Below are 16,197 nucleotides of genomic sequence, written 5' to 3'. Positions count from 1 at the left end.
GCAGATGTGAGTCAAATTATAATTTATTTTTGACTTACTTGTTATCATAACAGCTTCTACTCCAATCAGTAAGGGACTTCCGACTCCAATAAAAAAGTGGTAAAAAGAGTTGGTCTTTTTACCACTTTAATAATTATTGTGCTTCACGCTTATATAAAAATACAGCTTTCTTTGGAAGCTTTCCATACAATAAATTTGCAAACGGTAAAAACCGATGACAAGCCCAGATAATAAGGTAACATAGAGTTAAAGTTAATATATAACGAATTAGCATCTCAATATGAAATAATTGATTACTATGTGCTGGTACAAATCCAGAGACAATATTTAACACCAAAGGATGAATTAAATAAAAACCAAAAGAGTACATTGCAATATTTCGAACTGTAATAACTGCTCTTCTAGGAAGTTTTGCGGCCAAAATCTCTCCGATACGGAAGGCTACATAGCTACCTAATACGAGATAAAATGTATTGATGACCTCGTACATAACTCCCGATAGGTAAAGTGTCTTAACTGTATACACATAATAATGTAAAGAAGAGACGACTGCTCCTGCAATTAGCGCAACAATTAGCAACACAATCGTAGATTTATTGGTGCTTTTTGCTTTCTGTTCATTATAGTAAACGCCAATCCATGCTCCTAATAGGAAAGTAGATAACGAACTAATGAATAAAGTAAATGATACCAGGCCGTACATTGAATTTAATTGAAGATAAACTAACTGTAGGACGACTCCGAATAACCACATATAGCGGCGAAAAAAAGTAAACTTTTGAGCAATCCATACAAAAACAGGTAAAACAAGATAAATTTGCACAATTAAGAAAATAAAGTGCAGTTGATAGTACGATTCACCCTTTAAAATGCGTAGCAAAATTTCTGTTGCGTTAAATTCTCTTGCACCTACGTAAATTGAATATGCTTCATAAATCAATGCCCAGATAATATATGGTATAAGGATATATGTAACTCGTCTCGTATAATAACTTTTCCACAACTCTTTTGTTAACGGCTTCTTAATATAGCTATAAAAGAATACGAGTCCTGTAATTACAATAAAGATTCCCGCTTCTATCCGAATAATGCGATTGATAAAGTGATACTTTTGGTACGCATCTCCGCTATATGGAAGGACGCTTGCATACGCTGCCGTTACGTGTACAAGTACAACCATCATCATGGCAAATAATCTTAAAAAGTAAATTGATTCAATTTGTTGTTTCTTCACATTCTGTCTCCTATTATGAAAAAATTTAACACGTCATCTCTATTCCCCTATGCCATAAGTGTTACGCTTTACTTTTCCCCTATTTTAAAAAAAGTTTCATAAAAAAAGCTAATGACATGATAAATCATGTCATTAGCTTCCTTATCTCTATATTAAAGGTCTATTTTTATCTTTTCAACAGGCAGTAAAACCTATTTATTTTACACAATTATCCTTGATATCAACATAAAGCAACAAAAAACCAGACCTATTTTCTATGCATTTTAAATTCTAAAAACAATTCGTTGTAGTAACCTAACATTTCTTTTCCTAGATTATCGTAAACCTCTAACTTTTCAGTTAATGCTTCATCTGGATAGAAACGTTCATCTTTTGCAACTTCCTCAGGTAAGTAATCTAACGCTTTTTCATTTGGTGTTGAGTACCCCACGTATTCAGCGTTTCGAGCTGCAATTTTCGGATCTAACATAAAGTTCATAAATTGATGAGCTCCCTCAATATTGTTTGCCGTTTTAGGAATCACCATATTGTCAAACCACAGGTTCGATCCTTCTTCTGGAACTACATAATCTAGATTCTCATTTTCACTCATAATCTCTGAAGCATCACCAGACCAAACTAACCCTACCGCTGCCTCTTCATTTGCTAGCAACATTTTAATTTCGTCTCCAACAATTGCTTTCACGTTGGGTGTTAACGTATCTAACTTTTCTTTCGCTTCTCTTAAATGCTTTTTATCCGTGTCATTTAGCGAATAGTCTAAGCTATTAAGTCCCATCCCTATCACTTCTCGTGCCCCATCAGCTAAAAGGATTTGATTTTTCAACTTTGGATCCCATAGATCGTCCCAACTCGTAATTTCCTTGCCGTTTAGCATTTCTTTGTTATAGACAACACCTACTGTTCCCCAGAAGTAAGGAATAGAATATCTATTTCCTTCATCAAACGATAAGTTCAGAAAGCGTGGATTAATATGCTTTAAGTTAGGTAGCTGCTTATGATCTACAGGAAGTAGTAAATCTTCTTCCTTCATTTTACTAATGGCATACTCTGATGGTACCGCAATATCAAACGTAGTGCCACCTTGTTCAATTTTTGTCATCATTGCCTCGTTGGAATCAAACGTTTGATAGATAACTTTAATCCCTGTCTCTTCCTCAAACTCATCAATAATTTCTGGATCAATATAGTCCCCCCAGTTATAAACAGTCAGAGTATTGTCTCCTGAATATCCTTGAGCAGAGTTTAACTGAGATACAACGTACATTAAGACGAGTGAAATGGCTACAATAACAATAAATGACCGCATTAATTGCTTCATTTCTCACCCCCGCCTCCTTTCGTACGAAGATTGCGTTGACTAACAAAGTAGTAGCCCACTACCAATAGCACAGTGAATAAGAAAATCAGAGTAGACAATGCATTAATTGTTAATGATACGCCACGTCTTGCTAGTGAATAAATTTCAACTGACAGTGTAGAAAACCCATTTCCCGTTACAAAGAACGTAACTGCAAAATCATCTAATGAATAAGTTAGTGCTAAAAAGAAGCCTGCAAAGATTCCTGGTGCAATAAACGGTAAAATGACTTTTGACAATACTTGAAAACGACTTGCACCTAAATCCCTTGCTGCATCAATCAAAGTTGAACTCATTTCTTGAAGCTTCGGGAGAATCATAATGACAACAATTGGTACACTAAAAGCAATGTGGGCAAGCAGAACAGATGTAAAGCCCAGCTTAATCCCAACAATCGTAAATAAAATAAGAAAAGAAGCTCCTATGATGACATCTGGACTAACAATGAGAACATTATTTAACGTCAACAGCGTATTTTGAATTCTTCTTCTTTTTACATAAATAATTGCAAGCGCTCCAATGATTCCAAGAATGGTTGAAATCACCGATGAAAGCAATGCAATAATAAGCGTGTTTAATACAATAATTAATAGTCTTGTATCTTGGAAGACTTCCTTATACCACTGCAATGTAAAGCCTTCAAACTCCCTCATTGAGCCCCCACTATTAAATGAGTAATACATAAGGTAAAAAATTGGCGCATATAAAATGACAAAAACCAAAATTAAATATATATTGCTCCATTTCCATTTCTTCATCATTTTATAGCCCTCTCTTTCTAGTTCCAGTTGCAATCATCATAATTGCCATCGCAATAATTAAGAAGACCGCAATCGTCGCTCCCATTCCCCAGTCTTGTGTTACTAAGAAATGCTGTTCAATTGCTGTACCAAGCGTAATTACTCGGTTCCCGGCAATTAGACGAGTAATCATGAAGAGTGATAATGCAGGAATAAAGACTGCTTGGCATCCGGACTTCACACCATTTAATGTGAGCGGAAATACAACGCGACGGAATGTTGTCCATGAAGAAGCCCCTAGATCTCTGGATGCGTATATTAAAGAAGGGTTCAGCTCTTCTAACGAGTTGAAAATAGGTAAAATCATAAATGGAATAAAGATATAAACAGATACAAAAACAAAACTAAAATCAGTAAATAATATTTGATGAGTGCCAAACCCTAAAAACTCACTAAAACTATTAATTGTTCCGTACGTACCGAAAATCCCTAAAAATGCATACGCTTTTAGCAGTAAGTTAATCCAAGTCGGTAAAATAATTAACAACAGCCATAGCTGCTTATGTCTTGTTTTGGTTAGTAAGTACGCTGTAGGATAAGCAATTAGTAACGAAAATAGCGTAATCAAAAAAGCATACCAAAACGAGCTGAGCGTCATTTTTAAATAAACTGGTGTAAAAAATTTCTCATAGTTAGCGAAGGTAAACTCATTATGAATATCAAAGAACGAATAATAAACAACTAAGGCAATCGGTGCAATAACAAACAAAGCAATAAAAAGCAGATAAGGTATTAAATAAATATTACGTGACTTAGTTTGCATGAGTCTCGTCACCATATGCTTCTAGCCTTTTATCAAACTCTTCCTCTGTTTCACCAAAGCGCATAACGTGAATTGCTTCAGGATCAAAGTAAAGACCGATCTCTTCGTCTACTGTTGCTTTTTTTGTTGAATGCACAAGCCACTCGTTTCCATCCTTATCGTATCCACAAATTTCATAGTGGACCCCTCTAAACAGCTGAGAGTCAACTTTCACTTGAATTTTACCCTTTTCTGGATCCGTAATTTCTAAATCCTCTGGACGGATGACAATTTCTACTTTTTCATTTGGATTGAAGCCTTTATCCACACATTCAAAGCGTTCTCCTGCAAACTCTACGACAAAGTCTTCAACCATACTTCCTGGAATAATATTTGACTCTCCAATGAAATCTGCTACGAAACGATTAATAGGTTCATCATAAATATCTGTTGGTGCACCGCTTTGCTGGATATTCCCTTTGTTAAGTACAAAGATTTCATCGGACATCGCTAATGCTTCTTCTTGATCATGCGTAACAAAAATAAATGTAATGCCTAATCGGCGCTGAAGCTCTCTTAGTTCATACTGCATTTCCGTACGCAGCTTTAAATCCAATGCTGATAGTGGTTCATCAAGTAAAATGACCTCCGGTTGATTTACAATTGCTCGAGCAATTGCCACGCGTTGACGTTGGCCTCCAGACATCTCTTTAATTTCACGATTTTCATATCCTTCTAGATTGACGAATCGAAGTGCTTCACTCACCCGTTCTTTGACTTCGGCATTCTTTACTTTTTTTATTCGTAATCCAAATGCAATGTTTTCAAATACATTAAGATGCGGAAATAATGCATAATCCTGAAAAACGGTATTAACCTGACGTTTGTTAGCTGGTACGGAATTAATTTTCTTACCGTTGAAATAAATATCTCCGCTTGAAGCCTCTGTAAACCCTGCAATTAAACGTAAAATAGTTGTTTTACCACACCCTGATGGACCTAGTAACGTGTAAAATTTCCCTCTCTCAATTTCAAAGCTTACGCTATCAAGCACTATTGAATCGTTATCGTATTGCTTTGTTACATTTTCAAAGCGAATAATCGCTTGATTATCGTTCATTTCAATCTTCTCTCCTCTTAATCTCTTTATAAATATGACTCTGTCGCTACCACAATAAGCTCAGTGACGCCGTCGTAGGCATTAAACATTTTGTGCTCTTCAGCAGCTTGAAAATAAATTGTTTCTCCTTCTTTCGCTTCATACGTTCGCTGACCAATTTGAACAATAACAGCTCCTTTTAGAACATAGCCAAAGGTCTCAGATAGGGAAGGCTCAAATTCTTTAAATTCACCTTTTCGTTCTAAAATTAACCGAATAGGCTCCATTTCTTTTTCATTCGATTCATGAACTAACCATTCAATATGATAGCCTTTTTCTTCATCACAATAATTTGTGTAGTCTTCTTTTTTATATACAACTTTTTGCACGGTTGTATCTTGATCAAAAAACTCTTTTGGTTGGCAACCTAACACTTCTAAAATACTAAAAAACGTTTCAAGAGAAGGCGAGCTTAAATCTCGCTCTAACTGTGAAATATAACCTTTGCTAAGGTCCGTCCGTTCTCCAAGCTCTTCTTGCGTTAACCCTTTTTTTAAACGTAAGTTCTTAATCTTCTTACCTATCTCCATTTATTTAAACCTCGACATGTTTAAAATAAGTAAACTTCTAGTAAATAAAGTTTTATAACACTTAACTTAAAGTTTACTTTCAACTCGTATTATTATACATGTTTTAAAGCTAAGCACAAGAAGTTTTTTTAGCAATTATGGTACTTAAAAGTTGAAGCTTGCTTGCATTAAAAAAAGCACCGCTTAAACGATGCTTTGCTCTATTCTACTTCTTCAATTTCTTTTTGAATATCTTCTTTATCTAAATCTGCGTTACGAAAACATTGGGTATTATCAAGGTCCAGCTCCAACGATGTTTTTTCTTCTAAACTTATCTTTACATCCTCAACGGTCACATCTAAAACGTGACCACCTGCCGTTTTATATTCATCAATAAAATGAAAATGGTACCCTGGCACACCTATACCTGCTACATAAGCTGGAGTGAAAAATCCAACCATAGTTCCCTTAACATTTTCCAACTCAAAAACAGGCTGGCTTTCTGCAACTTCCGTCATTGGTGGATAGGGCTTGTTTTGTTTAGCTACCGTTCTTGTTTTTACTTGTTGAAAAGCCCCCTCCACCTTTATTGCATAAAAGACATTTTTACTATTCATATTAGCCTCTAGCTGTTGCTCAAGCTCTTTCTGAGTTAACACCTTATCAAGATTAATTTCTGTTCTCCCTTTAAAATACGTCATCACGGCAAATGGCAGTATATCTTTTGAATGGACCTTTATCGCTTCTCCTTCTCTTAAATGATAAAAATCCCCATCCACCGCTAACATTTCACCATCTAGCGCCTGGAATGTTCCAAGGCCAAAATCTCCTTTTTGAGAAAGCTCTTCTTTTGTAATTGTTCCATCGTAAACACCCTCTAAGAGTGCTACCATCGTAGATTTTTGATAAATACTAGAGCTCATTATTCGTTTCCCCTTCCGTTACAGATAACTATTGATATAACAATTATTCCCTCTGAAAAGAAGCTGAAACAACGGAGCTATTTAAAGAATCGACTCATAATAAGCATGCTGTAATAGCTGCCATCAGATAATTTCTTATCTTTTTTCAGTACGCCCTCTATTTCAAACCCATACTTCTTATAAACATGTATAGCACTTTTATTCGTTTCAATAACCTTTAGGGTTACCTTAACAAAGTCTTGGTAGTCAGCCCAAAGAAGCGATTGATTTAATAATTCCTGACCAACCTTTAGTCCCCAAAAATCTTTTTTAACCCCTACACCAAATTCAACTTGATGCATGAGACGCTGAAGTTAACTGCCTGCACACCTAGAGAATCCCACAAGGTTGTTTTCTACCTCCGCGACGAGAAATAAATGATTAGGTGTCGACGTATCTATTAAAATCAGTTCCCTGAATCTCTCTTCATCAATTATCCCCTCTCCTTTTACACGATCGAGATGTTCTGTTTCACCATCAATTTGTAATCGTAATTCAGCAAGTGCAGATGCATCGCTGATCGCAGCAACACGAATGATATACTCTATTCCCTTGACTTGAAATGTTTTTGATTTTATCACCAATCTTCTCTCCCTCTTTTAACCTATTAAAAAACGAGCCTTTGTTTTATTATAAGGCTCGTTTAGGAAAAGATATTTTTATTTCTGTAATTGAGAGTAGTGCTCAATAATTTCCTGGGTTAGATCATCATTTTCATGTAGGTCGCTCACTTTACTTAGCACATATAAAATACCATGCTCTTCAAGCATTGTTTGGAGCTGAACAGCTTCTTCATCCTCCGAAGGATCAAACAGCAATGCTGCAGCGATTGCCTTGGCTAAGTTTGTATATGATAAACCTGCTTGCTTTGCTTCTACAGCTGGACGAACTAATCGATCTTGCGGCCCCAGCTTACGAATAGGTGAACGACCTACGCGATTGACAGAATCATTTAAGTACGCATTTTTGAAGCGCTCAATAATTTTCTTAATATATGCTTCATGTTCATTTTGATCAAGACCATATCGATGAACAAGGTACGCCCCTGTTTCCTGCAATGTCTTTTTTACCTGTTCGTAAATCGCAGCATCCTCTAATGTCTGATCAATCGTCTCTTTTCTTTGCAAGTAACCTAAATAGGCAATGACCGCATGTCCTGTGTTAACCGTAAAGAGTTTACGTTCAATAAATGGTGCTAAGTCCGGAACAATTTTCATTCCTTCAACTGTTGGAATATGTTCTTTTGTTTCTACCACCCACTCATAATACGGCTCAACCAATACATCGATAGATTCTGGATTCGATTGAATCGGTACAATACGATCGACTGCTGAGTTAAAGAACGACACTTTCCCACTAAGCTGTTCCTTTGTTTCCTCATCTAGGCACTCTAGAATGTAGCCTTTTAAGAGCTCCGTTGCAGAAATTTGATTCTCACATGCGATAACATATACTTTCTCATCGGTTTCCTTTACGCGAGCTGCTAAGCCTTTTGCAATCAATGGTGCAATACGAGGTAAAATTGTCGGGCCGATAGCTGTTGTGATGTAAGTAGCAGTTTTTAAAGCTTCTAACACTTCTTGCTCTTGCGTCATATTATTTAAGCCAGACACATTATTCACTTCAATTATTTCCGTATCTTCCGCTGCCGTTTTCACATGGTACCTTTTATCTTCGTTTAGTTTATCAATAATTGGTTGGGCAATATCCACAAACGTAACATGATATCCCGACTGAGCAAAAAGCGCACCGATAAACCCTCTTCCAATGTTGCCTGCACCAAAATGTACAACTGTTTTCACACTTATCATTCCTTTATCAAATTATTTTGTAAGTATTCATAAAATGTATCTTCCAGTTTTTTTCGAATCATCTCTTCATTAGAGGACGAAAAAATCATCATCGCCTCTTTATCTTCAATCAAGCTTGTACTAATTAGGCTTAAAATCTCTTGCTCACGGATTGTAAGCTTTTCTGGGGCCAACATCAGCAGTAGGTTTCGTGTTTCCAGCATTTTTCCATCCATCCCTTTCACCTGACAAGGATTTTGCAAATGAGAAATTTGAAACAATAGTTGTCCTATCCCTTCATGTCGACAGTGAAAAAGGGCCATGCTTGTTTCTGGAATACCAAGCCCACCTTTTTCTTCTCGCTCCTTGAGCTTTTGAATAATGCTTTGTGTGTTTTTAACCAAACCTTCACGACCTGCAGCCGCAACCATACGAGCAATGATTTGCTCATGACCTAAAGTTGAACCTTCTCGGTAAATCCTTAGGTTGTCAAAAATAGAATCAATACTTGTATACACTTCTTTTATTTCTTTCATTACTTGTTGAAAAGGTGGTCTATCGTTTGCACTTGAAGTAGCAGTTATGCTGCTTTTTGCTGTATATCGATTCTTTTGTGTTAACTCCTCCACATTTTTTTGAAGAAAGGTTCGAATAGCATGAATATCCTCATCGCTAAGGAGCGGATTAACTAAGATGTATTCACATGCTAAAAACGGTAAACGGACGGTTGAAATAATAAGGTCGTACTTTTCTATATTTGTTTCATGAATTTCTTTAATCGATTTTACATCAACAGAGTCAATTTCAATAAATTCTTTCTTTATTCGACTCGCTAGCATCTTAGATGTACCGATACCTGTTGGGCATACCACTAATGCTTTGATTACAACATTTTCTTCTCGCACTACTAAAGAAGAGCCAAAATGAAGAACTACATACGCAATTTCATCATCTGAAAAAGATAACTCGTTAAACTCTTTTTCCATGCTGTTTCGTACCGCCATAAAAAGTAGTGGATACTTCTTTTTAATCTCTTCCGTTAATGGATTAAATGCTTCTAGCTGCTGTTGAATGCGAAAGATAGATGGCTCCATGTGCGCTAATAACCCTTGAAATAGTGAAAAGTCATTTGTTAAGTCGATATGCAGCTGAATGGAAACATCTTGAATAACTCTCTTAATCATGCGTCCTAAAACTATACTATCGTAATCTACTGCGTTGGCTACTTGAAGTTTAGATGCTCGTAGTACAACCGCTAGGAATGTAATATCATTAGTGTTAATGCTGAGAGAAAACTGTTCCTCTAGCTCTTTGCACAGACTTTCGATTAATTGGTACTCATTTGACGCTTCCTTAATTAACACTGATTCTTCTAACTGAAAGCCTTTCTCAGACCTTTGTAGCATGATACATGTATGAATGATTAACCCCATATAATCGCTGTCTGCTAACCTCGATTGGCCTTTATTTATCTTTAAATTAACAATACGATCCACTTCCGCCAAATAAGCAGCATTAAAATAATATAAAACCTTTTCTTGCTTTAATTTATTGTTTTGAAGCAAAAAAAGCTGTTCGATTAGCTCTTCTCCAAAATAAACAAGAAAGTAATTAGCAAGTGCTTTTCGTTTGTTGATTTCAGTTGAAACGACCTCTAACCCAACTCCTCTTCTTCGAACAAGGGTTACACTGTAATGTTCAAGCCAATCTGTTAATTCATCCAAGTACGAAGTTAAGGTAGTGATGCTAACACCTAAGTCTTTAGCTAGCGTTTGGAGCTTAAAAGATGCTTCTTCCAATAGCTTAATAACCAATAATAGCTTACGTTCTTTCGGAGACTGATCGGTAGGTTGAACTTTCATAAGCTCTTGGATCAACTTGAAAATCTGTTCATCTTTACCGCTAATTATCAATCCTTCATCTGGTGTACGAACTAATTGCAAATTAAATTGCTTCAGTAAGGATTCAATTGTTTTCAAATCCCGATGTACGGTTCTAGCACTTACCTTCAAAAAACTAGCAATGGATAAAGCCGTATGTTTTCCTGATGTTTTAATGATTAATTCAATAATGTTTTTTTCCCTGGATGTAATAAACACATGCATCAACTCATTTCTTATCTAAAGAAATTAACGCCTTGCAGAAAGAACGAATAGAAAGGCACTTTACATGCCTTTCTACACTTTTACTTTTTTAGTTCAACTCACCTTGAATAATTGCTTTAAGTTCTTTAGCTGATGTAGCTTGAACCATTTTTTCAATGTTATCCATATCAGAACATGTTACGGCGATACCCGACAGGATTTCGAGATGCGTACCATCTTTGCCTGCAATACCAAAGATTAAACGTACTTGTTCTCCATCGAAATCAACACCATTTGGAACTTGCAGCACCGTAAATCCAGATTTTAATACGTTCTTTTTTGCTTCTTCTGTACCATGCGGAATAGCAACATCATTTCCCATATAAGTAGATGTTATATTGTCACGTTCAATCATAGCTTCAATATAACTCTCTTCCACATAACCACCTTTTACAAGAACTTCTCCTGCAAATCGAATTGCTTCTTCTTTGTTGCTAAATTCTTGATTAAGAAAAATATTCTCTTCGCGCAGCAAGCTATCATCTTCTGGACTTGATTCTACTACTTCCTCTACTTGAGGAATTCTTCCTTCCGCTGAAGAATCATTTTTAAGCTTATTAATAAGCTTGTCATATTCAGGGCTCGATAAGAAATTATCTACTGAAATATGATATGCTTCTGGAATTTTATTTTGAGCACGTGGAGTAAGTTCTTCTTGTGTAATAACGATTTGAGCATCACTTGGAATATTGCTGATTGCTGTATTTGTAACAAAGATATCTAAACCAGCTTCTTTTACTTTTTTACGAAGTAATGATGCTCCCATTGCACTTGATCCCATTCCAGCGTCACAAGCGAATACAACTTTGTTAACTTCTTTTGGTAACGCTCCTTTATTTGTCACAATTGAGCCAGCTACCGAACTCTTCTTCCCCTTCATCTCTTGCATCTTGCGCGTTGCCTCATCTAGATCCTCTGTTTGCTTACCTGTTTTTAAGATAAACGCTGAAACAACAAATGATACAACTGTCGCTACCAGAACGCCTGCAATGTTTGCAATGTAACTTCCTGCATTACCTGGTGTTGCAGCTAAAATAGCTAAGATACTACCTGGAGATGCAACAGCTTGAAGTCCTCCACCTAGGAGTACAAGCGTGAATACACCACTCATACCTCCTAAAATTGTTGCAATAATAAGCATTGGACGCATTAACACGTACGGGAAATAGATTTCGTGAATACCCCCAATAAAGTGAATAACGGCTGCACCTGGAGCAGATTGCTTTGCTGTTCCACGTCCAAAGAACCAATAAGCTAATAGTACTCCTAGACCAGGACCTGGGTTTGCTTCAAGAAGTAGCAAAACAGACTGACCAGTAGTACGAATTTGCTCTGCACCAATTGGTGATAAGATTCCATGGTTGATTGCATTATTTAAGAATAGGATTTTTGCTGGTTCAATTAAAATACTTGTTAGTGGGAGTAATCCAGCACCTACTAACCAATCTACCCCAACAATTAGTGCTTGTGTAAACGCGTCTACTGCAGGACTAATACCTAAGAAAGCTAAAATAGCTAATATGCCACCTAAAATACCTGCCGAAAAGTTATTTACAAGCATTTCAAAGCCTGTTTTAATTTTACCGTCAATTAACTGATCAAATTTCTTAATAACGTATCCACCAAGTGGACCTACAATCATCGCTCCAAGGAACATTGGAATATCTGCTCCAACGATAACCCCCATTGTAGCAATGGCACCAACGACTGCACCACGCTGGTCATGAACTAGCTTACCGCCGGTATAACCAATCAATAGCGGTAATAAGTACGTAACCATTGGTCCAACAAGCTTAGCAAGCTCTTCATTTGGAAAAAAGCCTTTTTCAATAAATAGTGCTGTAATTAGACCCCAGGCAATAAATGCCCCGATATTTGGCATAACCATTGAGCTTAGAAAGTTACCAAACTTTTGAACGCCTACTTTTATATTTGATTGAGCCATATGCTCTCTCCCTTTCTATATCATAATTACACTTATAATGTTAGGATATGAACCGCTTACATTCAATGAAGAAGAAAACTAACTTTGTCACACCTTAACGAGACAAAGGTATATTTATGTATATAGGCTTTGAAGAGAAGTATATTTGCATACGTATATCTTATTGAAAGAGAAATTCTAGAACAGTTCGTTTAGTTCTTTAAACGCACCAATTGTATAGTCTGGGTCATCTACTTTTCCAAATCCATACGATGCATAAACAAATGGAATACCTGCATATCGAGCTGCTTCGTAATCTCCTTGTGTATCCCCTACATATACTGGTTCTTTTAAGTTATTACGCTCGATAATGAGCTTAATATTCTCACCTTTTGATAAACCTGTACGCCCAGGGTTTTCAAAGTCAATAAAATGTGCGTCTAGCTTGTGATAGTTATAAAAAGCTTCAATATACCCTTCTTGACAATTACTTACAATATACAATTTATATTTTTTAGAAAGCTCTTTTAGTGTTCTCTCTACTTGTGGGTACAAAAGACCGCCACTTTTCTCTAAATAAGCATTCTCTACTTCACAACATTCTGCTAGAATCTGCTTTTGCTTTTGTTCATCTAACTCTGGAAATAGCTTTTGAGCAATCTCTTGAAATGGAAGACCCATGGTTTGTTCAAAGTCTCTTTCCGTTACTTCTTTTTTCACATACTTGCTTCTTTTAATGACTTCGTTCCAAGCGACGGTTACCGTCCCAATTGAATTCCAGAGTGTTCCGTCTAAGTCAAAGATTATACTATCCATCTAGTCATCCCCTTTAATTTGTCTTACCGTCATTATAAACATAACAAAGCTTCCTTTTTCAATTATCAAAGGAAGCCTTATAAAAGCTTATATACACCATTACAAAATTTTATCTATTTATTCGCTTAACCATGGCAGTTGCAAATTCTTCAAATCCCAAGGATTCATAATAGGGCTTAAGACTATCTACACACATAAGTTGAGGAATGACTCTTTGCTTCTCACAGTACTTAATAATGCGGTTCATAAGCTCTTTACCAATTCCCTTTGATTGATATGCAGGAGCGACACCCACACCACAGATTGTAGCTGTAATAATACCATCAGATATAACTCTCGCTGTACCAACTAGCTCGTCTGCATCAAATGCATATAGTGTATACCAGCTCTGCTCGCACATTTTCTTTAGTTCATCTGTTGTTAGATTGATTGAATTCCAAACTAAAGAGTCATATAAAACTCGCATCTGATTAAAATCTTTGGGTCCCTTAATTGTATAACATATACGTTGATTCAATCTTTCCCCTCCTATTTCATCTATCTCCGCTACTTGGGTCTTTCTATAAAAATAGCCTTTTCGTAACTATTATACGAAAAGGCTATTTTTTCTAGAAGTTAGTCTACTACAATATAAGTTGCTTTTACAGGTCCATGCACTCCAACAATCAAGTTCATCTCAATATCAGCGCTGTTGCTTGGTCCAGTGATAAAACTCACATAAGAAGGGACATCTTCACCCTCTAGCTGCTTTTTGTGTATAAGCGAAGCTGCTTGTGTCATCCGTGGAACTAGCGTGCTTTTAGGAATAATTGCAACAAACGTTTTCGGTAACAAACTGATTGACCTACCGTGATCTTTATTATGAAAGAGCGTTACCGTTCCTGACTCTGCAAGCGTCACATCGCTAAAAACAAGCCCTACGTCGGCTGCTTCTGCAATTTGTTGATTTACCTTTTTTTTCTCTGCATCCCAGATATGAACTTGGAGGTCTTCAGCATTTCTCTCAAAAAAGCCGGTTAACCCATATTCTTTATTTCGCAGATCATTTGAAGTGATTAACGACTTTCCCTCGTAACCTTTAATCGTTTCTGCAAGAACACCAACCAATCCTTCACGATCTGTTCGCTTAAAAGTTGTATGAATTACTTTACAATGCTCTTGTAAAATATCGACAAGTTCATCCTGTGTCCTATCTTTGAATACATCATACTGTGGCGTAACGCTCCAGCTTGGGCGCTGTACACCTTCGACTTTTCGTTCTCTACCTAAAGTAGTAGCTAATTTATCTAAAAAAGCCTCTCGATTCTGTATCATGATGACGATTCACTCTCCTTCTGCCGTTGTTTAAACCAAGAACGGAATGACTGACCTTCCGGAGCATAGAAATCACGTACATTCGTCCAATCCTTCAGGGGACCTGGCCCATTTTCAATCATACCCTCTTTTGTCCATGGTCTAAGAGCAGGCTTAGCGAGATTTGCACTTAAGTTATAAAGAGATGGATTGGCCGACCACTTCGCGAATCCCTTCATCATGAGCTTTTCAGTCAGGGGTGCTTTCTTTTCTCGTTCCACAATGATTTGACGATGGCGAACTAAATGCTCGTGCAGTGGTATTTTAACAGGACATGCTTCTGAGCACGCTGCACATAGCGTAGATGCATACGGAAGCTCTTTATGATCGTCATAGCCTTCTAAAAGTGGCGTGATGACTGCACCGATTGGCCCTGGATAAATTGAGTTGTAAGCATGCCCTCCAATATGACGATAAACAGGACATGCGTTAATACAGGCGGCACAGCGAATACAGTGAAGTGCTGATTGAAATTCTGTTCCTAAAATTTTTGAACGACCATTGTCTACAATGACTAAATGAAACTCATCTGGACCATCTATTTCTTCTTCGAGCCTTGTTCCTGTAATAGCCGTAATATAGCTCGTTAGTTTTTGTCCAACCGCTGCTCGGGTTAGTAAACTAACAAGCACCTCCATCTCTTCCCAAGTGGGAACAATTCTCTCCATTCCCATCACCGTAATAACAGTGTCCGGTAGACTTGTAACCATTTCTGCGTTTCCCTCATTGGTAACAAGGGTGATAGCACCTGATTCTGCAATAGCGAAATTACACCCTGTAACTCCTACGTCAGCCGCTAAGAAATCTTGACGAAGTTGTTCTCGAGCAAACGCTGCCAGCTCTTCGGGAGTATCTGAGCCACCGTATCCTTTTTTATTAGCAAACGTTTCTCGTATTTGTCCTTTATTTTTATGAAGAGCAGGAGCTACGATGTGAGAAGGTGGATCTTCATCCAGTTGCAAAATCCATTCACCCAAATCAGATTCCACAACCTCAGCACCTACTTCTTCAAGCGCTTTATTTAAACCAATTTCTTCAGTTACCATCGATTTTGATTTAACAACTTTTTTCGCTTCCTTCTTTTTTATCACATTTTTAACATACTCATTTGCTTCTTCTGCTGTTTCTGCAAAAAAGACATTTCCTCCTCGTCTAGCTACTTGTTCGCTCAGTTGATGTAAATAGTAGTCTAGATTCTCTAATGTATGTGAACGAATTTCAGAACCGAGCTGTCGCCACTCTTCCCAATTTCCCCATGCTTCTGCCTGATTTAACCGCCCATTTCGAAGTCTTCCTTGAGCGGAGGAAACGGCTTGCCTCATAAAGTCGTCTGCAATTCCTTTTTGAATTCGTTCTTTGTATGGAATTTCACCAATTTTGACGCTCATTTTCGTTCCTCCGTTT

General features: G+C 37.1%; 14 protein-coding genes and 1 pseudogene. All 15 read right to left on the bottom strand.

What is annotated here, in order from left to right; all coding sequences use genetic code 11:
• Nucleotides 1–133 precede the first annotated feature (133 nt).
• Complete coding sequence (locus NIZ91_01090; GenBank protein USY55338.1) at nt 134–1,234, bottom strand: acyltransferase; 1,101 nt, start codon at nt 1,232–1,234, stop codon at nt 134–136.
• 247 nt (nt 1,235–1,481) lie between these two features.
• Nucleotides 1,482–2,555: an ABC transporter substrate-binding protein gene (locus NIZ91_01085; protein USY55337.1), complete on the bottom strand. Its 1,074-nt coding sequence runs from the start codon at nt 2,553–2,555 to the stop codon at nt 1,482–1,484.
• Nucleotides 2,552–3,355 (bottom strand): ABC transporter permease, encoded by an 804-nt coding sequence (locus NIZ91_01080; GenBank protein USY55336.1) that lies wholly within the window; start codon nt 3,353–3,355, stop codon nt 2,552–2,554. Before NIZ91_01080 ends, NIZ91_01085 begins: the two co-directional genes overlap by 4 nt.
• Nucleotide 3,356: 1 nt before the next feature.
• Nucleotides 3,357–4,157 carry an ABC transporter permease gene (locus NIZ91_01075; GenBank protein ID USY55335.1) on the bottom strand — a complete coding sequence of 267 codons (801 nt, stop codon included), beginning with the start codon at nt 4,155–4,157 and terminating at the stop codon, nt 3,357–3,359.
• The gene (locus NIZ91_01070) at nt 4,147–5,256 is read right to left on the bottom strand and encodes an ABC transporter ATP-binding protein (GenBank protein ID USY55334.1); all 1,110 of its coding nucleotides are present in this window, start codon (nt 5,254–5,256) and stop codon (nt 4,147–4,149) included. Before NIZ91_01070 ends, NIZ91_01075 begins: the two co-directional genes overlap by 11 nt.
• Nucleotides 5,257–5,282: 26 nt before the next feature.
• Entirely contained in the window at nt 5,283–5,825 is a 543-nt protein-coding gene (locus tag NIZ91_01065; GenBank protein ID USY55333.1) for an XRE family transcriptional regulator, read from the bottom strand.
• 200 nt (nt 5,826–6,025) lie between these two features.
• The gene (gene budA, locus NIZ91_01060; protein USY55332.1) at nt 6,026–6,727 is read right to left on the bottom strand and encodes an acetolactate decarboxylase; all 702 of its coding nucleotides are present in this window, start codon (nt 6,725–6,727) and stop codon (nt 6,026–6,028) included.
• 77 nt (nt 6,728–6,804) lie between these two features.
• Nucleotides 6,805–7,350 (bottom strand): annotated as a pseudogene (locus tag NIZ91_01055) (GNAT family N-acetyltransferase).
• Nucleotides 7,351–7,425: 75 nt separating this feature from the next.
• A complete protein-coding gene (locus tag NIZ91_01050; GenBank protein USY55331.1) occupies nt 7,426–8,568 on the bottom strand; it encodes a mannitol-1-phosphate 5-dehydrogenase in 1,143 nt (380 codons plus the stop codon).
• 5 nt (nt 8,569–8,573) lie between these two features.
• Entirely contained in the window at nt 8,574–10,661 is a 2,088-nt protein-coding gene (locus tag NIZ91_01045) for a BglG family transcription antiterminator (protein USY55330.1), read from the bottom strand.
• 88 nt (nt 10,662–10,749) lie between these two features.
• Nucleotides 10,750–12,645: a PTS mannitol transporter subunit IICBA gene (locus NIZ91_01040; protein ID USY55329.1), complete on the bottom strand. Its 1,896-nt coding sequence runs from the start codon at nt 12,643–12,645 to the stop codon at nt 10,750–10,752.
• Nucleotides 12,646–12,822: 177 nt separating this feature from the next.
• Nucleotides 12,823–13,440 (bottom strand): HAD family hydrolase, encoded by a 618-nt coding sequence (locus NIZ91_01035; GenBank protein USY55328.1) that lies wholly within the window; start codon nt 13,438–13,440, stop codon nt 12,823–12,825.
• 109 nt (nt 13,441–13,549) lie between these two features.
• Nucleotides 13,550–13,957 (bottom strand): GNAT family N-acetyltransferase, encoded by a 408-nt coding sequence (locus NIZ91_01030; protein ID USY55327.1) that lies wholly within the window; start codon nt 13,955–13,957, stop codon nt 13,550–13,552.
• Between the two features lie 98 nt (nt 13,958–14,055).
• The gene (locus NIZ91_01025) at nt 14,056–14,754 is read right to left on the bottom strand and encodes a lactate utilization protein C (GenBank protein ID USY55326.1); all 699 of its coding nucleotides are present in this window, start codon (nt 14,752–14,754) and stop codon (nt 14,056–14,058) included.
• Entirely contained in the window at nt 14,751–16,181 is a 1,431-nt protein-coding gene (locus NIZ91_01020) for a LutB/LldF family L-lactate oxidation iron-sulfur protein (GenBank protein ID USY55325.1), read from the bottom strand. The genes NIZ91_01025 and NIZ91_01020 overlap by 4 nt, the downstream gene beginning before the upstream one ends.
• Nucleotides 16,182–16,197: the final 16 nt, after the last annotated feature.

The organism is Bacillus sp. 1780r2a1 (genome assembly GCA_024134725.1).
In the GTDB taxonomy this organism is placed as follows: Bacteria; Bacillota; Bacilli; order Bacillales; family Bacillaceae_H; genus Priestia; species Priestia aryabhattai_A.
Note: the sequence above shows the minus strand (reverse complement) of the source record. Positions and strands in the feature narration are given on the sequence as shown.